This window comes from Leptospira fainei serovar Hurstbridge str. BUT 6, from assembly GCF_000306235.2.
GTDB classification, from domain to species: domain Bacteria; phylum Spirochaetota; class Leptospiria; order Leptospirales; family Leptospiraceae; genus Leptospira_B; species Leptospira_B fainei.
This window is the reverse complement of the sequence record NZ_AKWZ02000003.1, coordinates 196962-220894: the sequence shown is the minus strand read 5'-3', so window position 1 is coordinate 220894 and position 23933 is coordinate 196962. Positions and strand designations below refer to the sequence as shown.

General features: G+C 45.0%; 18 protein-coding genes. 7 read left to right on the top strand and 11 right to left on the bottom strand.

Translation table 11 applies throughout. The features are described from left to right. Nucleotides 1-6: 6 nt before the first annotated feature. Together panC and hisD are read right to left on the bottom strand one after the other, a co-directional pair. Nucleotides 7-858, bottom strand: a complete 852-nt coding sequence (gene panC, locus LEP1GSC058_RS05120; protein WP_016548448.1) for a pantoate--beta-alanine ligase — start codon at nt 856-858, stop codon at nt 7-9. Nucleotides 859-867: 9 nt separating this feature from the next. Continuing rightward, the gene (gene hisD, locus LEP1GSC058_RS05115; RefSeq protein WP_039948093.1) at nt 868-2148 is read right to left on the bottom strand and encodes a histidinol dehydrogenase; all 1281 of its coding nucleotides are present in this window, start codon (nt 2146-2148) and stop codon (nt 868-870) included. A gap of 67 nt (nt 2149-2215) precedes the next feature. On the opposite strand from hisD, the gene LEP1GSC058_RS05110 reads away from it, so the two are divergent. Further along, nucleotides 2216-2980: an exodeoxyribonuclease III gene (locus LEP1GSC058_RS05110; protein WP_016548640.1), complete on the top strand. Its 765-nt coding sequence runs from the start codon at nt 2216-2218 to the stop codon at nt 2978-2980. A gap of 42 nt (nt 2981-3022) precedes the next feature. Here LEP1GSC058_RS05110 and LEP1GSC058_RS05105 read toward each other — a convergent pair whose 3' ends face one another. The 3 genes from LEP1GSC058_RS05105 to LEP1GSC058_RS05090 form a co-directional block, all read right to left on the bottom strand. Beyond that, complete coding sequence (locus LEP1GSC058_RS05105) at nt 3023-3403, bottom strand: hypothetical protein (RefSeq protein WP_016548734.1); 381 nt, start codon at nt 3401-3403, stop codon at nt 3023-3025. Nucleotides 3404-3698: 295 nt separating this feature from the next. Further along, nucleotides 3699-4109, bottom strand: a complete 411-nt coding sequence (locus LEP1GSC058_RS19890) for a hypothetical protein (protein WP_016548509.1) — start codon at nt 4107-4109, stop codon at nt 3699-3701. 192 nt (nt 4110-4301) lie between these two features. Then, nucleotides 4302-5225: a lipase family alpha/beta hydrolase gene (locus LEP1GSC058_RS05090; RefSeq protein WP_039948034.1), complete on the bottom strand. Its 924-nt coding sequence runs from the start codon at nt 5223-5225 to the stop codon at nt 4302-4304. 431 nt (nt 5226-5656) lie between these two features. Here LEP1GSC058_RS05090 and LEP1GSC058_RS05085 point away from each other — a divergent pair, with 431 nt between their 5' ends. Next, nucleotides 5657-6895 carry a glycerate kinase type-2 family protein gene (locus tag LEP1GSC058_RS05085; protein ID WP_156860651.1) on the top strand — a complete coding sequence of 413 codons (1239 nt, stop codon included), beginning with the start codon at nt 5657-5659 and terminating at the stop codon, nt 6893-6895. A gap of 20 nt (nt 6896-6915) precedes the next feature. Here the strand turns inward: LEP1GSC058_RS05085 and LEP1GSC058_RS05080 are convergent, their stop codons facing one another. Further along, on the bottom strand, nt 6916-7920 hold the full coding sequence (locus LEP1GSC058_RS05080) for a diguanylate cyclase (RefSeq protein ID WP_039948091.1): 1005 nt from the start codon (nt 7918-7920) through the stop codon (nt 6916-6918). A gap of 172 nt (nt 7921-8092) precedes the next feature. On the opposite strand from LEP1GSC058_RS05080, the gene LEP1GSC058_RS05075 reads away from it, so the two are divergent. Continuing rightward, a complete protein-coding gene (locus LEP1GSC058_RS05075) occupies nt 8093-8572 on the top strand; it encodes a four-helix bundle copper-binding protein (RefSeq protein ID WP_039948090.1) in 480 nt (159 codons plus the stop codon). A gap of 65 nt (nt 8573-8637) precedes the next feature. On the opposite strand, the gene LEP1GSC058_RS05070 is transcribed toward LEP1GSC058_RS05075, so the two are convergent. The 4 genes from LEP1GSC058_RS05070 to LEP1GSC058_RS05055 form a co-directional block, all read right to left on the bottom strand. Then, the gene (locus tag LEP1GSC058_RS05070) at nt 8638-10065 is read right to left on the bottom strand and encodes a sensor histidine kinase (protein ID WP_039948089.1); all 1428 of its coding nucleotides are present in this window, start codon (nt 10063-10065) and stop codon (nt 8638-8640) included. Nucleotides 10066-10073: 8 nt separating this feature from the next. After that, nucleotides 10074-10517, bottom strand: a complete 444-nt coding sequence (locus LEP1GSC058_RS05065) for a response regulator (RefSeq protein WP_016548611.1) — start codon at nt 10515-10517, stop codon at nt 10074-10076. Then, nucleotides 10517-12766: a PAS domain S-box protein gene (locus LEP1GSC058_RS05060; RefSeq protein ID WP_016548555.1), complete on the bottom strand. Its 2250-nt coding sequence runs from the start codon at nt 12764-12766 to the stop codon at nt 10517-10519. Before LEP1GSC058_RS05060 ends, LEP1GSC058_RS05065 begins: the two co-directional genes overlap by 1 nt. A 135-nt stretch (nt 12767-12901) precedes the next feature. Then, a complete protein-coding gene (locus tag LEP1GSC058_RS05055; RefSeq protein ID WP_016548422.1) occupies nt 12902-13363 on the bottom strand; it encodes a peptidylprolyl isomerase in 462 nt (153 codons plus the stop codon). A gap of 227 nt (nt 13364-13590) precedes the next feature. Here LEP1GSC058_RS05055 and LEP1GSC058_RS05050 point away from each other — a divergent pair, with 227 nt between their 5' ends. Genes LEP1GSC058_RS05050 through LEP1GSC058_RS20130 form a run of 4 tightly spaced genes read left to right on the top strand, consistent with a single transcriptional unit; the run spans nt 13591 to nt 22051 of the window. Next, on the top strand, nt 13591-16320 hold the full coding sequence (locus LEP1GSC058_RS05050) for an adenylate/guanylate cyclase domain-containing protein (RefSeq protein ID WP_016548647.1): 2730 nt from the start codon (nt 13591-13593) through the stop codon (nt 16318-16320). Beyond that, the gene (locus LEP1GSC058_RS05045) at nt 16304-18424 is read left to right on the top strand and encodes a FecR domain-containing protein (RefSeq protein WP_016548671.1); all 2121 of its coding nucleotides are present in this window, start codon (nt 16304-16306) and stop codon (nt 18422-18424) included. The genes LEP1GSC058_RS05050 and LEP1GSC058_RS05045 overlap by 17 nt, the downstream gene beginning before the upstream one ends. Further along, nucleotides 18414-19598, top strand: a complete 1185-nt coding sequence (locus tag LEP1GSC058_RS05040) for an LIC11435 family protein (protein ID WP_016548570.1) — start codon at nt 18414-18416, stop codon at nt 19596-19598. Before LEP1GSC058_RS05045 ends, LEP1GSC058_RS05040 begins: the two co-directional genes overlap by 11 nt. Further along, entirely contained in the window at nt 19592-22051 is a 2460-nt protein-coding gene (locus LEP1GSC058_RS20130) for a hypothetical protein (protein ID WP_016548426.1), read from the top strand. Before LEP1GSC058_RS05040 ends, LEP1GSC058_RS20130 begins: the two co-directional genes overlap by 7 nt. Here LEP1GSC058_RS20130 and LEP1GSC058_RS05030 read toward each other — a convergent pair. Then, nucleotides 22048-23925 carry an ABC-F family ATP-binding cassette domain-containing protein gene (locus LEP1GSC058_RS05030; protein WP_016548641.1) on the bottom strand — a complete coding sequence of 626 codons (1878 nt, stop codon included), beginning with the start codon at nt 23923-23925 and terminating at the stop codon, nt 22048-22050. The two genes, LEP1GSC058_RS20130 and LEP1GSC058_RS05030, sit on opposite strands and share 4 nt — an antisense overlap. Between the last annotated feature and the right edge of the window lie 8 nt (nt 23926-23933).

The window sequence follows — 23933 nt, the reverse complement described above, 5'->3', positions numbered from 1 at the left end:
AAGATTTTACGAAACCTGAACCGTGATATTATCGATCAAACGTACCGGACCAAGGAAAGCCGCGATGGCAAGCAAGACTTCTCCTTTCAGCAACGGGATCTCCGCCAAAGTATTCGCGTCCAAAACTTCCAAATAATCCGTGCGAATACTAGCCGAAGAATCCAGAACGTCTTGCATCACGGTTCTAATTTCTGCCGGATCTTTTTCACCTTTTAAAATCAAACTCTCCGCCAGTCTCAGAGCTCTAGAAATAAGGAGAGCTTCCTCTTTATCGGAATCCGATAACCGGGCATTACGGGAGCTAAGCGCGAGTCCTTTAGGACTCCGAATCGTATCAACTCCTATAATTTCCATCGGGAATCCGAGCATCTTTGCGAATTCCTTCACAATCAGATATTGTTGATAATCCTTCTTACCGAAATAGGACCGGTCCGCTTCGACCGCGTGGAAAAAACGGGATAATACCAATAAGACGCCGTCGAAATGGCCAGGACGAGTCGCCGCATCCAGATTCTTCATCAATCCCGGCACCCGTAATTCTATATCGGGAACTCCTCCCGGGTAAACAGTATCCGAATCCGGTAAATATACCAAATCGACACTCGATCTTTTGCATAATTCCAAATCGAGATCGGTGCTAACCGGATATTTTGCAAAGTCTTCCGGATCGTTAAACTGTGCGGGATTCACGAAGATGGACACGATCGTTCTATCGTTCTCGGAGGCCGAGCGTTCGAATAATGCGGCGTGCCCTTCGTGCAGGAACCCCATCGTCGGAACAAAGCCCGCACTCAGACCGTCCGATTTCCAATCTCTAACCGTTTTCCTGACTTCATTCGGATTTTTTAATACGATCATGTTTAGCTCTTATTCCGACAGTCTGATTTTGACCGAATTTCCGTGTTCTTCGTCCAATCCCTCGAATTCGGATAGGACTTTCACATAGGGATAAAGTTCCTTTAACGAAGATCGGCTGATCTCTTGGTATGTGATCCTCTTCAGGAAAGTCATTACTCCGAGAGAGGAAAAAATTCGACTGCCGCCGGCCGTCGGCAAAATATGATTCGTTCCGCTGATATAATCCCCCATCGCCACCGGAGAATACGGCCCTAAAAATACCGAGCCTGCATGACGAACTCCTTCGAATAATTCCCGATAATTTCTAGTTTGAATTTCCAAGTGTTCGGGAGCATACTCGTTCGAAAAATCGACGCAAGATTTCAAATTCGGAAAGACTAATATCCAGCTTTCATTTTGGATCGATGCCGTTTTCATTTCTCTTCGTTTCGGTCTTTCTAATAGAGCTTTATCTATTTCCGCGGAAACTTTCTTAGCAAATTCCATCGAATCCGTACAAAGTATCGCAGCGGAATCTTCACCGTGTTCCGCCTGGGACAAAAGATCCGCGGCAACCCAATTCGGATTTGCGGCATCATCTGCAATGATTAGTACTTCGCTCGGTCCCGCCGGACTATCGATCCCGATTCTACCCTGCCCGCTAAGGATGATCTTTGCTGCCGTAACGAATTTATTACCGGGCCCGACGACGAATTCCGAACGAGGAATACTTTTTGTTCCGTAAGACACAGCGGCGATTCCTTGAGCGCCGCCGGCTGTGATGATCGCATCCGCCCCTGCAATCTTTGCCGCCGCATACAGGCCGTCGGGAATACCACCCTCTTGAGGCGGGGTCACGATTTGAATATGCGGAACTCCCGCAATTTTAGCAGGTAAAACTCCCATCAAAATAGTGGAAGGATAAAGAGCTTTTCCACCCGGCGCGTAAACGGATACCGACTCGATCGGAGTATAACGAATTCCTAATGTATTTCCCGAAACCGTCGTATCCAAGGCGATGGGCAATTGGGCTCTGTGAAAGGTCTCTATGTTCTGCTTCGCCTTTTCTAAAGCTGCTTGTAGGTCGGAGGGAATCGAGGCTCTCCATTCCGAGACGGGATGGTAGAAACTATCTATGTCTATTTTATCGAATTTACGAGTTAACTCACGCAAAGCCTCGTCGCCGTTATCGCGAATGGCTTCCAGAATCGGAGTGACCAAAGGTATAGTTTCACCCAGGTCTTGTTTCGCACGCTCTAATATAGACTTTAAGGAGAAGCTTCCGTCAACTTCTCGGATTCGGATGCCCATACCGACCAGTTTTTTTCTTTGCCTCGAGTTCGCATCCCGAAAATCCTGGGCTACCCGAGCAACAAACATGAAACTTATCTGCTTAAACTGTAACGGTATTCGCTCCGCCTGGACCAAAGGGTTAGGAGATCTATTAAGTTCGGAACGTCCCGACTTCGTTTGCTTTCAGGAAACGAAAGCGCAATCCGACCAGCTTTCTGCGGAAATATGGGAAAAACTAGGATACAAAGCCTATTTTCACTCTGCGGAAAAGAAAGGATATTCTGGTGTAAGCCTTTGGGCCAAAAAAGAACCTAAAAAGATCACCTACGGAATCGGAGTGGAAGAATTCGATCGAGAAGGCAGAAGCGTTTTAGCGGATTACGGCGATTTTGCAATATGGACCGTCTATTTCCCTTCCGGAACCACGGGGGATATTAGGCAAGCCGCAAAAATGCGTTTTCTGGATGAATTTCTAAAACTTTCCAAAAAACTTAAGAAGAAGCACCCGAATCTTATTCTTTGCGGCGACGTGAACATTGCACATACCGAGAAGGATATCCATGATCCGAAGGGAAACGCAAAGAATAGCGGGTTTCTTCCCGAAGAAAGAGCTTGGGTGACTGAATTCCTAAAAACCGGGTGGATCGATAGTTTTCGGGAATTATATCCCGAAAAACAGGAATACTCTTGGTGGACCTTCCGGGCCGGCGCTCGCGGTAATAATAAGGGATGGAGAATCGATTATTTCTTCGTTCCGGAAGAATTAAAGAAGAAGCTAAAACGACTAGAGATACGCAAAGATCCGATTCTTTCCGACCATGCCGCTTTGATTCTCGAGATTTCCCTCTAACAGGGAAAGGGATCTAACAAAAACGGTCCCCGATATAAGGGCTTATTTTTGTTTTGGCTTCAGATCGAATTTAGGAAGATTTTTTTTAAGAAATTCGGTTAGCTCCGATTCGAAGATCAATACCGTATCGGTAATCCTTTCCGGAGATTTAGAGCGGACAACGCGTTTCTGTAATAGCTTTCCGGAGAACAGAACCGGTTCTTTCCAAAACGGAACCCGTAACTCTATCGTTGCGGTTTGGCCATCCGGCTCGGGATGGAAACGATCAAGTGTAAGGCTAAGCGAAGTGCCTTCTATACCTTCCCAAGTTGCCGGAAAATTTCCGGACTCGGAATGTACTTCCACTGGCACTTTAACCGTTTGGAAGAACCTGTCTTTGAATTCTTGTACAATTTTGTCAAACACGGGAATTTCCACGAGCATTACGTCCCTTACCTTTTACTAACAAATAAGACTTGGTGCGGCGCAAACAAATTTCATTTTCTTTGGAAAAAAACCTAGTTTTCCTGCAATTTTAGCCGGAAAATTGCTTTTTTTCCTTCTTAGCCTCGTTTACCGAAGTCGAACAAGCCTTCGACTGCCAACTCTTGCCCTAACTCCCCAAACTAGTCATCCTTTCGATCATTCCAAAAGGAATTCACTAGAGTGAATACTTGATCGGGCGCCTCCGAAGGCAGAAAATGGCCTGCTCCTTCGATCGTCGAAAATTCAAAGGGAGCTAAGAATGCAGAATCCAACCCGGAAAAGGAAGATGGATGAATGCAACGATCCCCGTGGCCGGATAGCAGGATGGTCGGCACTTGAATTTTACGAAATAGTAATCTTCTACTTCGATTCCAGTCGGGAATGGATCCGGTGTGATTAGCCCTCTATAATAACCCAACGCGGTCTTTAAACGAGTCGGCTCGCTCAATGTTTGCAATATTTCTTGAAATCTATTTTCCGGAAAATTCCATCCCGGACTCCAATCCTTCCAAAGTTTTCGCAGCAATCCTCCGTTCGGTTTCGGAATTGCTCGCTCCGGAATTCCGAATCGAAGCTGAAAGAATAGAATATACCAACTTCGTAATAATTGAGTCGGATGAACTAGTAAATTTCGAAGAAAAATCGACAAAGGAGGAACGGACAATGCGGCTAAAACGGAGACTGAAACAGTTTGTCAAAGAAAAACCGAAACGCGAATTGAAAGAGGATATGGATAGAAGATGTCGAAGTTCCTACAGACTGGCGAAAGCCTCACGGTCACCGAATGACCCCTTAAACAAAAAGCCCCCGAGAAATTCTCGAGGGCGCATCTTTCGATCAGCCTGACCTACAGATTTTATTGATTACTTTTTGCGTTAGACGCCATTGTTAAGAAATAACCGTTGGTATCATACCAAGTTTCCCCGGTATAGAGAGCGTTCGTGGCTTCCAAATGATCCACTCCGCTTGTCAGGATTCCGTAGGAAGGACCACCCATCCAAGTTCCCCAGACCTGAGAAGAAGAAGGTACGACCCCATCGTTCGCGATGCTCATTCCGTAAAAAGGAGCGCCAATCGCACAGATAGGAAAAGTCAATCCCATGGCAGGATGTTGGATCAGGTCCGGAATGGTAATGATCGAACCGTAAGAGAAATATTTTACCCCGGAAGCGTTCGGAGTGACGCTATTGAATGCGGCTAAACCGTCCGTGGTCAATAATTGCAAACCTGCAATCGCGTTCTGATTAGATTCTCCGTAAACGACTCCCACTATCGCGTTCAAAACCGTAGCAACATAAGGGAGCGCCCAACTAGGAATTACGTTTGCGACTACGTTTGCAACCGGACTTCCATAATGAGGAGTATTTAAGGTCGTCAAGCTGGCAACTCTACCAGACATCCCTAAATTTGAGACCATATATCGAGAGTCCAATCCGCCTTGCGAATGCCCGATAATGTTTATTTTTCCTGAATAATTAATTGCCGCCATTGCAGTGAGAATCGCAGTTTTCAAAAGAGCGGCACGATTGGCAGAAGAATCCATCGCCGTGACTGTAGGAGTTACGACCGTTGCCCCTTGAGATTGAAGGTAGGCTGCGTTTCCTCCCCAATAATCGATAATTCCGGAATTTTGTCCCCATCCGAAAATACCATGAGCCAAAATAATCGGATAAGATCCGCTTAGAGGCTTGCTAGAAGATCCTCCTCCGGATGCCAACAACGCACCAGAACCAAAAAAGACTAGTAACGTTAAAACCCAAATCCTCGCTGCACGAACCATTTTAAACCTCTTCTTATTAACTATTCTCTAAAAAGATCTCCCCCCTCAGGCTCTGTATATCTGGTGAGCCGTCTTAGAGGTAGAAACCCTATCTCTCTTCAAAGCAAATTCGCGAATTACCCAAAAATAAAATTCAGAACGTTCGGTATAAAAAATATTCCGTATTTCAAAGTTCGAGTTATATAATCCGGTCGAGTTAGCCAGGAAGGAGATATATATAAATTGGACAATTTGTCAACATATTATCTATAATAAAGATTCGAAGTTAACTGAATTTTATTTTTATATACCGATCGTTTGTTTTAAATTATAGGATCCCGAGAATGGAAATGAATGTTTTAAAAGTTTTCCGGTATTGTAGGACTAGCTTGAGTGCGAACAAATTCCCATAGAAAACTGCCACAACGGTAAGTTTACTCTCGTTACGAAAAATGATGAATTTTGGACACCCAAGAGAACTCGCTGAGAGAATCGCGAAGGAAGCAATTGAATCGGCTATGCCGAGACAGAAGGTTCGCGAAGCGCTTTCCACAATAAATCGCCCGGATTCCTGTATCGTGATTTCCGTCGGTAAGGCGGCCCTAGAAATGGCGGAAGGTGCGAGAGATGTTTGGGGGATAGCGATTAAAACTTCGATAGTTCTTACGAATTATCTCCCGACGGACCTCCCTCAATCTCACGAAATTTTTATCGGGAATCATCCGATTCCGGGACCGGAAAGTTTTCAAGCCAGTCGACTCGTTTGGGATAGAACTTCTTCCCTGTCCGAGAAGGATACTGTTCTCTTCTTATTGTCGGGCGGAGGTTCGTCCTTATTCGAATTTCCTCGCTCTGAAATAAGCCAAAGTCTCTTAGCAGATTGGTATAAGAGATTTCTTTCCTCCGGAGCTTCCATCCGGGAAGTCAACTCGTTACGCCCTCTTCTATCGGGAGTAAAAGCAGGTCGATTTCGAAAGCATTGCGAACCATCTGGGATGATTCAATTAATCCTGTCCGATGTGTTGGAGCCGGATCCATTTTGGGTCTCTTCCGGCCCCGCATTACCGTACCCGGTTCACTGGCCCGAGATAGAACGGATACTCGGTCGATACGGCTGGATTTCAGATTCTGAATTATTTTTAAAAGGAATCCCACCGGTTGTAAAACCGGATCCGAGAGATCAGGTAATTGTGATCGGCAGCCTCGAACAGGCTCTCCAAGCAGCCGAATCTTTCGCAATTAGAATGGGCTTCCGTACGGAGAGAATAAAAGAACCGATCATCGGCCAGGCAAAAGACGCAGGTAAAACTTTAGCGAAACTAGGGAAACGAAAGAACAGCGAAGGACCTTTGATCGTAATAGGCGGTGGAGAAACTACCGTTACACTGAAAGGTAAAGGACGCGGTGGCAGAAATCAAGAACTTGCATTATCTTTCGCTAAGGAAATCAGAGGTGAATCTAATTTATTTTTGCTCTCCTTTGGAACCGATGGAATAGACGGGAATTCGAGAAACGCCGGCGGATTCGCTGACGGTTCAACTTGGGACGATATTCTGTCTTTAGGAATCGATCCTGAATTTGAATTGGAGACAAACGATTCAGCCACGGCGTTAGAAGCAATCGGAAATACCTTCATCACCGGCCCGACGGGAACGAACGTAAATGACGTTCAAATTCTTGTTATTATATAAATATGGGTCGAATCAAAGAACTACTCGGAATAGATCGTTGATCGATTTCGCCCCGACTCCTTAGATCTATACAAAGCTTGATCCGCTTTTTGAACGAGTTCTTCCTTAGTTCCATTCGTTTTCGTGGATCTTTGAGTCGCTACCCCGATGCTGATCGAAACAGCAGAAGATGCCGAAGAACTCTGGTGAGGTATATTCAAGGCAATGACTTTGGACCGGATATTTTCCGCAACGATAAGTGCATTGGCAGAATCAGTTTCCGGAAGGATGACCGCAAATTCTTCGCCTCCGTATCTTGCCGGAAAGTCTCCCGCGCGTCTGGCGTTTTCCTTTAATACTACGGCAACTTTTCGAATACATTCATCCCCGGCTTGATGACCGTACGTATCGTTGAACTTCTTAAAAAAATCTATGTCGATTAACAATAATGAAATCGGTTTACCCGAACGGCTGGCTCGTTTCCATTCCACATCCAAAATCTCATCGAAGAATCGTCTATTCCAAATGCCTGATAAGCCGTCCGTTCTTGACACTCGAAGTAAGGTTTGGTATGCTTCCGAGAGTTTGTCCGTTATTTCTTCCAGATCCTTTTCTCTTTGGCGACGCTGGACCATCTCGTGTCTCAGACGTAATGCTGAGCGAACACGGGCGCGTAATTCGGTTGCATCGAAAGGCTTAGTAACATAGTCGACTGCGCCGGCTTCAAAAGCCGATTCTAAAGTATGAGTATCATGGATGGCGGTGATAATAATAACCGGAAGATCCGCGAGTTCTTCCCTTCCGGAAAACTGTCGTAATAGATCTAAACCGTTTTGACCGCCCGGCAGTAGAATATCCAATAGTAATAAAGAAATTTTTTTTCTGTTTTTAGGATCGCCTTGGAGGCCTAACCATTCGAGTGCAGTTTCGGGAGTTTGAGTAGCTACTACGTCCCCGTATCCGGCCTTTCTTAAAATTCGTTCGACTAAAAGGCAATTTTCGGGGGCATCGTCTAAAATTAAAATTCGATCCGTCTCTCCTGCCATTGAGTTCACGATATTCTTTCCATCGCTTGCCGGAAAATTCTGCATGAATGTAGCTATTTGACGATCAATTCCTTTTTTCAACTCTAGTTTCGATCGAATTTTCGATCGCTCTGCGGAAAAGTTCTTGGCTATAACTTTTAGCGATTATCTTATTATTCGCAAGGTAAAAAGCATGAATTCCAAACTAACTAGGACCGAATTTTTTGGTGCTGCAGGCGCCACCCTCCTAACACTGGGAAGCCTCTCAGAGGTATTCTCGCAAGAGCACGATCATTCCTCAAAAAAAGGACAGGCAAAGAGGAAAATGGAAGGAAAATCGACTACATTTACTCCAGCAATCTTGAAAGCCGGAGAATGTGTCGTACGGGGGGAACTCTGCATAGCAATGTGCATCAATGCTCTATCCTCAGGAAACTCGGAAATGTCCGACTGCTTAAAAAGCGTAGAGGAAACTGTGGCGTTGTGTAACGCTTTCATAAAAATCGCAAGTTTAAATTCGGCCTCTTCGACGAAGATCGCTGCGATTTGCCTTAATGTTTGCGACTCGTGTGCCAAGCAATGCGATAAACATGCCGATCACCATGAAGAATGTAAAGCGTGTGCCGATGCTTGCAAAGCCTGCATAGTCGAGTTTAAGAAATTAGCGGCATAGCCGCGACGCAAATAAGATTCGTCTCTTTTCCATTTTTGGAAACGATACGAATCTCTAAATCAAGCTCAACTAGTCGGAAAAATAACGACAAAAAGGGTTCCATTCGAATCCGTTGTTACGGACAAGGTCCCCTTTAATTGTTTAGATAAAATTCGGACAAGTTGCAGCCCTAACGTTTCCTTTTTTTCAATCTCATCCAAATTCGGAATTCCTCTTCCGTTATCTCCGATTTCCATTCGAATCGTTTTTTCATTTTGGACGGCCGCGACGAAGAACTTACCGAATGTTCGATTCGGAAACGCGTATTTTAATGAATTCGTCGCAATCTCGTTCAGAATCATGCCGAGTGGAATCGCAGTGTCTACTTCCAAGCTTAATTCACCCACATCGATCTGCCTGTCGATTTCAGCCCCTACTCCGTATACGTTCCAAAGATTATCCAAAAGTTTGTCTATATAAGATCGTAATTTAACATCCGCAAGATTTTTAGAATTATAAAGTTCGTTATGAACCAAAGACATCGAGTAAATTCTACTTTCGGTATCTTTTAACTCTCGGATTACCTCTTTGTTCTTAGCGTAATTCGCCTGCAGATTCAGCAGACTGGCCATTATCTGAAGATTGTTTTTAACTCTATGATGTATTTCCTGAAGCAGGATCTCCTTATCTCGGAGCGATTCTCTCAGCGATTCCTCTGCCTGCTTCCATTTGGTAATATCGACGACGATCGCCAAAACTATCTCTCGTCCACGCAATTTGAATCTATAGGAAGTTACTTCGACTAGGATAATTTCTCCATTACGTCTTTTATGCACGGTGTTAACGGGCGGATTCTTCCCGGTTTTCAAGGCAACGTGTTCGGACATAGCTTTCTTCGCATCGGAAACAAGTCTAACATCAGAAATTGCTAATCTTTGAATTTCTTCCCAACTATATCCGTATAATCTTTCCACTTCCTGATTAGCGTCGATTACCTCCAAAGTTTCATAATCGTATACCCAAACGGCAAGAGGATTATTTTCAAAAAGTAAACGATATCTCTCCTCGCTTTCACGAATAATGGAAGCCTGTTCGTTCAATTTAGAAAGTAAATCGTTCCGCTCTATCGCGTACAAAATGGACCGATTCAACAAGTGCGAGTCAAACTTACCTTTGATTAGATAATCTTGTGCGCCTGCCTTTAACGCCTCGCTAGCCAATCTTTCGTCTTCCGAGCCTGAGCATATTACGATCGGTATTCTGGAAAACTCCAAACGTATCGCATCGAAGCCGTCTAAACCGAAACTATCCGGCAAGGAAAGATCCAGAACGATGCATTCGATCTCTCCTCTGCGGGATCGAAGGATCGCTAGCCCCTCGCTAGCCGTATCGGCATAGTGAGTACGGAGGGAATGCCCGCCTGCTTCCTCTAAATAAAGCCCGATCAATCTCGAATCGGCCGGGTTATCTTCGATAACGAGAACTTGCTTTGCTTTGATCAGCGTTGAAATCATTTTCGTATTCATTTCGGCGGCAACCGACTAGTACGAAACCAGTAGACTCGTAACGATCTCATGGCTTCTATAAAGCTATCGAATTCAACAGGTTTTTGTATATAAGAGTTTGCATGCAAATTATAAGTTTGTAAAATATCTCGGTCCGAGCCGGAAGTCGTCAGAACCACGACCGGAATCCTACGAAGTTCGGGATCCTCCTTTAATTCTTTCAATACGTCAAAACCGTTCTTCTTCGGAAGATTGAGGTCCAATAGAATCAAATCCGGTCTGGAATTTCCCGAATACGAGCCTTCGCCTTTAACGTAGTCCAAAGCTTCCTCACCGTCATTTACGACTATTAAATTCTTCGACTTAGGCACCTCGCCCAAAGCCTCCAAAGTCAATCGAACGTCGGCAGGATTGTCTTCCACGAGTAGAATGTCGAACGTAGCTTTTATGGTAGGGTTCATCAATTTCTCCGAATCGGTATAGTGAAGAAAAATTCGGATCCGACTCCGATGGTGGATTCGACCCAGATTTTTCCTCCGTGAGTTTCGACGATTTTTTTGCATATGGAAAGGCCTATTCCTGTTCCGGGGAATTCCGCTTTAGGATGCAGTTTTTGGAATATAATAAATATCTTCTCGAAGTATCGAGAGTCCATTCCGATTCCGTTATCCTTAACCGTAAATTTCCACTCGGATGGTGTCTTTGTAGCCGAAATCACGATTTTCGGCGCCCGCTCTTTACTGCGGAATTTTACGGAATTTGTTATTAAATTTTGGAATAATTGTCTAATTTGATCGGATATACCTAGAATAATCGGCATCTCCCCTTCGAACCAGATATGAACATTCGCTTCATTCAATACCGAATCTAAATCTTCCTTGATACCGTCCAGTAGCGTTCTAATGTTTACTTTTTCCCATCCGTCTTCTTTTACGCCTAATCGGGAATAACGAAGTAAGGACTCGATTAGTCCTTGTTGCCTTTTGGCGGCTTCGATCGTAATTTGGATAAATTCTTTAGCTTCGGACGGTAGTTCCGGAGAAAACTTTCTTTCTAAAAGTTGTAAATAATTGGCGATAGTTCTTAACGGCTCTTGCAAATCGTGAGACGCAACGTAGGCGAATTGCTCCAATTCACGATTCGTCATCTCCAAATCTGATACCGCTTTTTTGAGAAATTCCCTTACGAATACCTTCTCCTCGATATCCCGGTTTACCATGACCATACCGGCATCGTTTCCGTCTGGATCGAAAATTTTCTTGAAACTCGTTTCGATATGAATCGTTTTTCCCGATTTTAACGTATGAATTATCTCGGCATTTGCCAGCCCCTTACGTTCGTAATCTTCCATAGTTTGTCGACGGTTTTCATCCGAAATCCAATCCTCTTGAAAAAATTCGCTATAATGCTTTCCGATCAAATTACGGTCGGAAAGCTCGTACATCTGCTCCGCCGGAAGATTATAATATGTGATTCTGAATTCGGAATCCAAGGCAATCACCGCATCACTAATTTGCGATAATAACTGTAAATTGAATCTACTCGCTGCTTCCGTTTTCACTCGCTGAGTCACGTCCGAACCGGATACCAAAACACAATCCCGACCGGAAAAGCGAAAATGAGTTAGCGCGATGTCTAAGTAAAAACGCTCCCCGTTTTTCTTCCTATGACTTACTTCCGAAAAGAAATTAGGTCCGAGCGCTAAGTTTCGGATTTTTTCCGTAACCCAAGATTGGTCGTCGGCGGGATGGATATCCTGAACGGTCTTTTCCAGAAATTCCGACTCGGAGTAACCGCACACAAGCTGAGCAGTCGAGTTCGACTCCAGGATCCGGAGCGATTCCTGGTCGAAAATGTACATAATTTGAGGATTATTTTTAAATAAATTACGATAATATAATTCATTTTCCTTCAACTTTCTATCTAGATATTCCCGATCGGTAACATCGTAACCGATGCCTAAAATTTCGGTCGTCCTACCTAATTCGTCGAATCTAGGATACAACCAATTTTCAAAAACTTTATCTCTGACGCGAGATTGATAAAACGAATTGACTCCCCCGATCGCTTTCCAAATTGCACGATTTCTTTCGGTTCGGTCCGGTTGCGAATCGAAAAAATTTCTGCCGATCACTTCCTGCGCGGTTAAACCGAGTCGTTCGAATCCATTTCCTTCCGCAAAAAGAATGACTCCATCCAAATCGAAGGAAAAAACGATGATCGGAAGAACTTGAAGAGCCGTTGTAAAATCGCTGACTTTCCTCTGAAAAGACGCCTCCCTTGTTTTTGAATCGGTGACATCAACACTTACGCCGACGAGTCCTTCAACTTCGCCGTGAGTTCCGAAAACGGGTGAGAAACGGCTGGAAAACATTTTTCCTGCAAAGCTTGTTTCCGCTTCGATCGTTCTTCCTTCGAAGACAGAATTAAAAATCGCCTCGCGAGTCACGGCTTGAAACTCTCCTTTCGAGTCTCTAACCGCACCCGCCCAATCTAATTCGAAAAAGGATGCGCCAACTATCGACTCCGGCTCGATTCCAATTTCGAATATTCCGCGACCTGCCGCATATGTAAATGTCCCATTTCTATCCGTAGAAAATAGAACGAGAGTCACATTAGATAGAATGTATTCCAATCGATCTTTATATAATTGGCCCTCGTTTAACACGAAGTCGGCGCTGGATGGAATCGATTCGTTCGGAGTTCCCATAGTCAGGACCCTCTTCCGGTGCGAAAATGAGCTACACCAGGAAGAGGACCTAAAATATGGCGAAAATGAGGATTTTACAAGTCTTTTTCCCTATTTTCTGACTATAATTTGCCTAATCAGGCAAATTATAGTTAATTATGTCTCTAATATTTCCAGGGTCTCAATGACGACCGGTTGGACAGGACGATCACCTGGGCCTGTCTCCGTTTCGGAGATTGCGAGGACAATATCTTCCCCTTCTGTCACATGACCAAAGACCGCATGTCGGTTATCCAGATAGAGATTATCCCGAACGTTTATAAAAAACTGGGAACCTCCCGTATTTGGTCCAGCGTTTGCCATGGAAATGGTAAATTTTTTATTTTTCAAATCCGGGTGGAATTCATCCTTTATTTTATACCCCGGCCCGCCAGTCCCCGTTCCGCTCGGGCATCCGCCCTGAATCATGAAATTTGGGATAATCCTATGAAAAATGAGTCCATTATAGAAACCCTTCTTGGCTAGTTCGATGAAGTTTCCAGCCGTAACTGGAGCCTTCTCAATATCCAATAAAACAGAAAAAGTTCCTCGATTGGTCACGAATTTTGCGAATGGCATTTGCTTACTCCTGAAGGTCCAGAATTTCTTCCTTTCCCGTGTTAGCAACCGTTTCCGACTTTTGCTCAACTGGAACAAATTCCATTTCCTGTCAATTTGAACGCCCCCAATTCCGATAATTTAACAGAGGCTTTTCGGAATATTCTTTCCGTTGGGAATAGGAAATTTTTTTCTTTATTTTAGGGGATTAACGGATCTGGAAGACCCTTCTTTCGATCGGACAAACGATGAATTCTTCGGCTAAATACATTCCCTTCGGGACAAACGGTTCCGTGGCTTTCTGGGAACCCACTTCCTCGCATGCACATGTGAACGGGGGACAGATTTCAGAATGGTCCGAACGCGGGATCAGGACCGTTGTCTGTGTTTTCTCCGAAAGGGGTTCCTCGATAATTACGGATCTGGAAGAGTCGCTTCACGGAGAAGATTGGAAACTCTATGCTTTGGAAATTCCGCTAGGTCCGGAAACTAACGAATCCGTTTTCTTTTCCGCGTGGAAGCTTCTTCAATCAATCGGAAAATCTAATATTTTATTTCTTGTGCCGGAAGAATTGGACGAAAGATGGGAAGTCCTGCTCTCTAAAATGGTCTTGTCCTCCTACCCTCACTTAGCGCCTGGAGAATTGGGAGCTTGGTTTCCTTCCTTATCCGGTGATTCTGAACCGACATTATTAAACGACTTTAAAAGTTTCATTTCTAGAAGAAAGCCTCCTAGGGAAATTCCGGAAGGTAGCAGAGGAGAATTCTCCGTATTCTTGAGGGAGTTACCTCTCTCATTTCGGGAAATTAGCTTGGGCGGATCCCAATCTGAAAATGGAACGAGTAACGGAATAAGAAACGGGAAAAGCGGCAAGCAGGATGAAAAACCGCAAGTTAAGATTCATATTAAAGAATCGGAATCTCCAAAGCCCCCCGAATCCAACGGTCACGCGGTTCTCGAAGATTCCGGAGCATTAGCAAAACCGGAAGATTTCGATCTTCCCGTGCCTTCCATCGAATCCGTGCCGGAGTCAAGCGAACCTTCTGCAAGCGTCCAATCGGTTGCAGCACCCCTGAAAGAAACTAAAAAAGAAATTCCCGCTCCGGCAATCGCAACGATGTCGCCGGCAGACCAGACTAAAGCCAAATTTCCGCTTCAGTTGAAGCTAATGGGGGTCATCTCCCTATTAATGACCGTTACTGTTTCCACGGTAATCCTTTATGCATCGAGCGAATTCAAAAAAAATTACGAAGTTCGGGTTTTAGAAACGAACTTCTCCTTGGTTAACATATTAGGCATTAAAGTTAAATCCGACCTAAAGGATATTCGAGACAAAGGGAAATCGCTTACCGACAAATTAATCGATCCAAAAGGACCGGGCGCTTACGCGGATTTATTTTTTCGAAATGAACCGGACTTCCTATTAGTCGGAATTTACAAAGTCCAAGGTCAGTCCTTAAAAAAGGATGTGGTGCTTTATAACGATTCGTATCTGGAGGGGATATCTTCGAATCGCGAAGAATTGGATTCCGCTATCAAAGGCAAAGAATCGACTTTCTTAAAGACTCTCAATTCGGACGGTCGAATCGACAATTTGACTCCGGACTTCAAGGAACCTGCGTTTTCCATTTCGGTAGCCGATTCCTCCAAAAGCAGAATTTTGATTTATATCCTTCGGTCTGAAAGACTTTTAAGTGCATTCCAAAAGCAAGATATCAACGTCCCATTTTTAATCAACGGAGACGGAGATCTCATCGCTCATTACGATCCGCAACTTCTCGCATCTCAAACGAACTGGGCCGATCTACCCATCTTCGAAAGCATGCTCGCAGCCGTCCGCGAAGACAGTCAACAAACACGATATCAAGATTCCACCGGAACGAGATATTACGGATCGTTTCAAAAAGTGGGTTTCGGCGGAGCCGGAGTTATAGTCACCGTTCCCGAAGAGAAAGTCTTCGAGATGGTTTACAGAATTCAGACAAAAAACCTTCTGATCATGGCAATCGCACTGTGCATGGCTTTGATAATCGTATTTTTCCTAGCAAGGAATATTACAATTCCATTATTAGCTCTCCTGAACGCAACCATCGAAATTGCGAAGGGAAATTTCCGGATCGGAATTAAATCCACTACGAAGGACGAAGTCGGTCTTTTGACCGATTACTTCGTAACGATGGGTAAAGGTCTCGAAGAACGGGAAAAAGTGAAGGACGCTCTAGGTCGGTTCGTTAACAAGGAAATCGCCGAAATGGTCCTGAATCAAGAGCTGACTTTAGGCGGGGAAAGAAAGATGTGCGCGATCTTTTTTTCCGACATCCGATCTTTCACCGCAATCTCCGAAAAATTACAACCGGAAGAGGTCGTCGAATTTCTAAACGAATATATGACCGAGATGGTTCATTGCGTGAATCAGACCCACGGTATTGTGGATAAATTCATAGGCGATGCGATCATGGCGACTTGGGGGGCTTTAAAATCTTCCGGAAATCAGGATGCCGAAAACGCAGTGAACGGTGCATTATTAATGCGTAAAGCTCTCCAGAAATTCAACGAGGGCCGAGGCGGCGATAAAAGACCGCTGATTCGGATCGGTTGCGGGCTAAACTATGGACCGGTGATTGCGGGACAAATCGGATCGGAAGAGCGACTTGAATACACAGTCATAGGGGATGCTGTAAACTTGGCCTCCAGAGTCGAAGCCTTAAATAAACCGTTCGGAACGGATGTGCTTATCACACAGGATTTATACGATCACGTTCGGGACATCTTTGTTGTCGAAAAAATGCAATCGATCAAAGTGAAAGGGAAAGCGGAACCTCAGGTGATCTATGCCGTCTTAGGTAGAAAAGACGACCCCGCAACCCCGGCCTCGGTGGCAGATCTACGAAAACTCATCGGGATCGAGTTCGATGCAAAGAAGCCAAAGCCTGACGGCGATCCTGAAGAGGAAGTGAAGTATGAGATACTTGACTGACGCGAAATTCGTAGTCACCGGTCTCGTACTACTGATTCTCCTCTTCTCCTCCTTGCTCTATTTATACGCTAACGCAGGACCGAAAACGGGAAACAATAAGATCGTAGGCGAACTCAAATCCAAGCAGCTTAAGATACTTAGAAAGTTAGATTCGGAAGTCGTTTGGGAAGAGCTGGATCCTAGCGATCCGATTCGCTTTAGGGATACGATCCGCACCGAGGAAGGCTCTGTAGCCGTTCTTCTATTCAAAGACGGAAATAACTCTACCGAAATTCAGATGGGTGAACGAAGTATGATTCTTATCGAAGACACGGATAAGATCAGTTTCGTTTCCGGTTCTCTATCGGCGACGAACAGCGGAGATGCGAGCAAGTTGCAGATTAGCTCCGGAGATACAAAGATATCTTTGGCAAACTCGAACGTAAAACTATCTAAAGACGAAGGAAAGGCGTTAAATTTGGAAGTGAAGGAAGGACAGGCTAAGGTTATCTCCTCATCCGGCGAAAGCGTGCTAAGCGGCAATCAAGCCGCGGAACTTAAAGGAAATACGTTAGAAGTTCGAACGTTAAAATTAGAACAAATCGCTCCCGCGGACGGGTCGACAGTGCCTGTAAAGGGCGAAACTTCGTCCTTGCGTTTTGCCTGGAAACCGGAACCCGGAGTAAAAAACTACTACATAGAGATCGCGAAGGATCCTTCTTTCCGGATCGGGCTTAAACGAATTCCTGCAACCGGCTCGGAAATTTCGATTAATGTTTCCGTCGGAAATTACTTTTGGAAAGTCGTCGGAAGAAATCCGAAAACCGGTAAGGATGAATCCAGCCTAGCGAGAAATTTAAGGGTCCTTTCTTGGAACAGTCCTAAGTTGCTCTCCCCTGCCGCAAAAGAGACGTTTACTTTTACCGCTAATTTTCCCGTGATTCGTTTTCAATGGTCGGTCATGGATCCTACCGCTAAATACACGTTGGAGATTGCGGAAGATTCAAGCTTTAAGCAAATCGCATCGAGATCCGAATCCAAATCGGGCTTTGCAAAATGGGAATCGAAATCCGAAGGCAATTTTTTCGCGCGAGTCAGAATGTATTCGGATAGAGAAGGATTTACCGAAGAAGTCTCTGCGGCTATACCGTTTTCGATCAGAAAATTAGCCGAAGCGGAACCTCCCCGTTTACATCGACCTCTACCCGACGAGGAAATCGGACTAAGGATTTTCAAAACCGGAAATTCGTTTTTCAGCTGGTCGGCCAATAAGGAATTTCAATCTTACACTTTAGAAATTTCTAATGAGTCCGAATTTAAAAACATTCTCTTGTCTCGTACTGTATCCGCCAATTTTCTTAAACCCGAATTCGATTGGAAAGAAGGCGTCTATTTCTGGAAAGTAAGAGGCAATTTGAGAGACGGTGGAAAAAGGGATTCCTTACCTCAAAAATTCGTTCTAAAACATATCGATTTCGTAAAACTATCCTATCCGAAAGACGGCACGGAATCCGGACATCCTTCCGATGGAAAAATAGTTCTCCGTTGGGACCGACCCGATCCAAACGGGCTCTATCGAGTCGAATTAGCGAAAGACGCGTCTTTCGAAACCAAGCTCTCGGATTCGAAAGTGAAGTCAGGCGCTCTTGCGGTTACTTTACCGTCGCCGGGTTCCTTCTACTGGAGAGTTAGTTTAGTGGCTCCTAACGGAGAAACTCTCGTTTCGAGTTCGGTGGCAAATTTCCGGACCTCGGATTCGGCTCCGTTCGTAACCCCGGTATATCCGAGAGACCGGGATAAAATCGACTTAGACGAAAAAGAAAGTCTTTCTTTCTATTGGGAAACGCAAGGAAATCCGGAAATTTACGTTTTAGAATTACTCGAATCCCAAGGAAAAAATTGGAAACCGATCCTAAAACGGGAAATTCGAGGAGAAACATTCGAATTTCGGGAGTTGTATAAACTAAGGGAAGGAAAATATCAGTGGAGATTAAGCGCTAAATATAAGGATGAAACGGGCAAAGTTAGGGCTACGATTCCTTTATCGCGGGAATTCAACGTTCTTCTATCCGCAACCTTAAAGGCGCCGGAAATTCTGACTCCGAAGGAAATTTATGTCGAATAGTCGCTTTACCCATCCTCAAGTAATCCGCCTATTCATTCTAGCGGGCTGCATTCTTTGTTCGTTTTCAACCTTTGCCAAAGATAAAGAAGACGGAGTGAAATTGGAATGGAAAGCAATTCCGGATTCGGGCGGATACTTGGTCGAGATCAAAGACTCGAACGGAAGAATCACTCGCGAAAAGACCTCTGCAACACAAATCACCGTAGATTTGAAACCGGGAACTTACGAACATCGGATCGGAGTTTTGAACCGATACGGTCGAGTCTCCATTTTTTCATCTTGGATTCCGTTTGACGTCATCCTTTCTCGACCGCCCGTCTTAACTTCCTCGACGAAAAATTCGTATTTGAGTCAAGACCTTCCGGAAACTTTCGAACTGAAAGGTAAATATCTAACCGATGCCACGAAAGTATCTTTGCGAGATTCTAGTGGTGAAGAAATCCAGGTTAAATCCGTAGAATATAGGGATCCCGATACGATCTTAGTTTCCTTCGATAAGAAGAAAATTCCGGAAGGAATTCTTTCTCTGCGATTGGAAAACCCTCGAAACAAAATTACCGAAACCGAAGCTTTCTTACTCGTCGCCGATACTCCGGAGCGACTCGCAGCGTTACAGAAACGATTCACTCCGAAAGAACCGTTCCGTTTCGATTACGGTGCGATCGCAAGATCGGCAGTGCTTCCTGGATGGGGGCAGATATATCAGGAAAAGTCCAAAATTAGATCGTATACCTTTCCGCTTCTAATAGCCGCCGCCGGAGCCTATACGTATTATAAAGGCGAGTCGTACCTTCATTCCGTAAAAGATTACGATGCCGCGCGTAGAACGAACGCGTTGCTGGGTTATAGCGTGGCTCAGACGGGGAATGTCGCCGTATATCCGTTGGCGGTGATTAATTATTTACAAATCCCGAACAAATATAGCGTAGCTTCCTCTTCCTATCATCAAGTCGAACTTTCCATCGGAATATTAGCATTCCTTTATGCTCTTAATCTTGCGGACGCCGCTTTCTTCCCTGGATCGAGACAAGTAAAAATTGAAGGAACGGAAAAGACGGCAACCTGGTCGCCCGTTATCAGAAACGAAAGAGACGGAGGAGGCCTCTATTTCGCCGCTTCCAATCAGCAATATCTACGCCAAAGAGTCGAGGTCGGGGTGCAATTTTCATGGTAGAAAATTATCTACTACATTTACGGCATAAGATCCGTAGATGTTATAGCTTTTCCCGATCGGTCGCCTTTCGATCCGTCATAATCGCATTATTTTCCATGTTCTTTACGGGCTGTTATAAAAAACCGGTCCAAGGTTCCGTAATGGATTTTCTCACGTTTAGTTCCGCATCGGCCGTGTCGACAACTCCCGTACCCGTAAACGTCCAGGTTACCGGCTTAGGAGGAAATACTTTAGTCGTAGGTAATAGTTTAAATGAATCGTTGACTTTCAGTTCCGACGGGATATTGACATTTCCTACGCAGGTTTCTGCAATAAGTTCGTATAACGTGCAGATCCTTTCGGGACCGCCAGCAGCCAGCAATTTGACGTGCAGGATCAATAATCCGAATGGACCGATCACTTATCCATCCACGTTAATCGTAATACAATGCGCCCAGGCATTCAATAATCTGAACGTTACCGTCGTAGGAATTGCCTCGAGTAATACCTCCACCCTATTGATTCAGAATTCTACCGATACGCTCGCCTTTACCGGAAATGGGACCCAAACTTTCACTAATCAAGTAGGAGCCGGTAACGCGTATAATGTTCAAATTTTATCCGCTCCTGCCGGTCATAATTGTGCCGTCACTACCGTACCGAACCCTGGAACGATGCCTAATAGCGCATTTACAATTAACGTAAATTGTCTTAGCGCGATTGCGTTTTCTCCTAATTCCATGCTGGTTCCCCAATCCAACTCGGCTTTCATTAAATTTTCCGCTCACGGTATTAATTCCTGCGTGATCAACGGAGCAGCAGTTATAGCCGGGAGAACAAATATCGGGTCGGGAAACGTCAGTATCACCACCTTAGCGGCGCCTAACGACGATACGATCCAGCTAACTCCAGGTCCTCCGGCTTACTGGGGAATTAGTGCGGGGCAAGTCTTCGTGAACTTGACCGGTTGCAAGGACGGGGCGGGAAATTCCGTAGTGAACCCGACAGGGGTTTGGTACAGCTTTAACGTCACTTCAAACGTTATGTACGTTTCTTTTACAGGCGGAAACGATTTAAATAACTGTAATTCAATTTCGACCGAATGTAAAACGATTCAGAAGGGCGTATCCGCCTGCAACGCAACCGGTGCGGTTTGCTATGTCCTTGTGCAAGGTGGATCGACCTACCCGATCAACGTAACCCTCACCGACCAGATCGTATTGAATGCGAAAACTTCCGTTTTAGGCAGCTATGATTCGACGTTCACCGTTCAGGATTTAAAGAACAATCCATCAATCATTTCTGATAATCAGCCTTGCGCGGGAGCCTATCCCGGAAGTATTTGCACCCCTGTTCTTATAACTACTACCGCACTGACTTCGGCTTCCGACTTCATTCAATTTAGCGGTTTTGTTGTGAAAGCATTACCGAACGCGGACGCTTCCGCGGCAATACTCATCGGAGGAACTGCAGGTCCCGGGCAGATACGAATCGCGGAGAATATTCTGGATGGCGGTCAATCGGGCGCGAGTGCGGCCCTCGGCGGAAAAGTCGGAATTTATATTACGGCTAACGCGAACGTGGCAGTTGCTTATAATTATATCTACGGAGGCTCCGGAAGAAACGTATCCGCCGGCGCGGTAATCGATAGCTCCTCCGTAGTTTTAGCTTATAATCGAATTAACGGAATGCAATCCGCACCGACCGGTTATAGCTCGGGAGTGATCGTCCAAAACTTCAGCGCCGCGAATATGGCTGCAATCGCTAATAATGAAATTAACGGAATTCAATATTTGAATCAAGCGGCGATTCTTCCAGTTATCTCATTCGGAATTCAGGCGACTAGTTCCGCGGATCCGACGAATCTATTCATCTTCAATAATAGCATCTATCTCGGTAATGCGACGTCGGGCGCGTTGGGTAATGCCACAGGAATCGTAGCCCAAAGTCTTGCAGGACTTCCGTACAGTATTTACAATAATCAGATATTCGGAAAATCGGGATCTATTCCAGGTAACGGAGTGGGATTAGCGATCGGAAATTTGCCGGCCGCCGGATCGATAGTACGAGGCAATAATCTATATACGAACATCCAGGCGATCATCGGAGGCACACAATATTCGGTTTGCGGTAATTTTACGCTTTCGTCGACTATCTGTTCGGCGCCGACACTTCCACCCGTCGGTAATTTTGCCAATTCGTATAATGCTAACCCGAATTTTATAGCTGCCACATCGGAAGATTTCGTTTTCTTCCCGAAAACTCCCGGAGCATTAGGAACGCCTTCCTCAACGACTATGCCTTGTACTTCCATGTACGGGGGAGTAACGCCTGCAATTCCGGCGGCTTACCTACCTTTATTCAACTTAGATCTGACTTCCACCGTCAGATCAACAACAGCTTATCCGTTGCAGCCGTTGGGATCAAACGCTATATCCGTCGGAGCCTTTGAACTAAATTCGAACTGTCTCTAGACTTCCTTGGAAGCTAGGTCTTCCCACTCTCCGACTTTCCGAAGGAGCTCTTCCTGGATTTTCGTTAATCTCTCTCCGGAGATCTTCGCTTTCTCGGGAGACGCGGTTCCGGATTGTAAGGTTTCGACAAGAATCCGTTCTTCCGACTCCAACTCCGCGATCTCCTTTTCCAGCGTTTCCAACTTACGCTTGTCTTGATAACCGAGTCCTTTCTTTTTTACGGACGGCGAATCTTTAGAAACGGCGGAGATCTTTTGTTCTTCTCCGTCCGGATTTCTTTCTCGGTAAGACTTGTATTCGAGATATTCGGAATAATTTCCCGGGAACCTCTCGATATCTCCCTTTCCATCCATTATAAATATATAATCAACTACCCTGTCCATAAAATAGCGATCGTGCGATACCACTAAGACGACGCCCGGAAAATCCTGCAGAAAATCCTCCAAGACGGAAAGAGTGGGAATATCCAGGTCGTTCGTAGGTTCGTCAAGGACAAGGAAATTCGGGTTCTTCATCAGTAGAACGACGAGATACAATCTTCTTTTTTCCCCGCCGGAAAGTCTTTCGATCTTCGTCATCTGCAGTTGCGGCGGAAACAGGAACCTTTCCAAGAATTGGGACGCCGACCATAAGGATCCGTCTGCCATTTTTACTGTGGGAGCTACTTCTTCCTTTAGATAATCCAAGACTCTTTTTTCACCGGGTAAATCGCGAGTCAGCTGATCAAAATAGCCGAACGTAGTATTCACTCCCAAAGATACGTCCCCTGAATCAGGCTTTTCCCGACCGGTGACGATATTCAGAAGAGTAGTTTTCCCCGCACCGTTCGGTCCAACGACTCCGATGCGCTCCCGGCTTTTAAAGATATAGGAAAAACCTCCGATAAGAGAAGAAGAATAGGATTTCTTAATATTTTTAAGTTCTAATATTTTTCCTCCCAGCCTTCTTCCGGACACTGAAATATCCAGGACGATATCTTTCCCGCTGTTCTTACGATCCAACACTTCCAATACTCTGTCGGTTCTCGCTTTTTGTTTTGTGCCCCTCGCCTTCGGTTGTCGTTTCAGCCATTCCAATTCCGTTCGTAAAAAAGATTTACGTTTGACTTCCTCTTTTTCCTCCACGATCTGCATCTCCACTTTTTTTTCCAGATACAGATCGTAGTTGCCCGGAAAAACTCGAAACGTCCCTCTCTCGATTTCTAGAATTCTTCCGGCCACTTCCTCCAGGAAATAACGATCGTGAGTTACCAATAAAACCGCTTTTTTGGTCTCTTTCAAATAGTCCTGTAACCACAGAATGGCATCTATGTCTAAATGATTGGTCGGCTCGTCCAAGACCAGAAGATTGGATTCCTCCGTTAACGCCTGGGCTAGCGCGACTTTTTTTACCATTCCGCCGGATAGTTCGCCCATTCTTCTCGAAAAATCAGGAATATTCAATTCTCTTAATAGATTCTTTAAATCCGATTCAAGCCCCCATGCTTGCTTCGAATCCATCTCCGCCATCGCTTCCTGGTATTCTTTTTCAGCTTCGATCCCGCCTTTTTCGAGCAGGCTACAAGCGTCTTCATATCGACGAATGGTTCCCATTAATGGACCGATTCCGGAAAGCACATGCTCTAAAATCGTATAGTTGGAATTGTAGGAAGGAAATTGCGGCAGGTAAGAAATTTTCAGAGTCCGGTTTCTAACGACTTTTCCCTGATCCGGATCCTCCGTGCCTAAAAGAATGCGAAGGAGTGTCGACTTCCCCGAACCGTTAATTCCGAGAAGACCGGTCTTCTCCCCCTCGTCGATGCCGAAACTGACGTCACGAAACAGATTTTTTTCACCGATGGTTTTGGAGATGCGATCGACAGAAAGTAAGTTCACTAACTCTA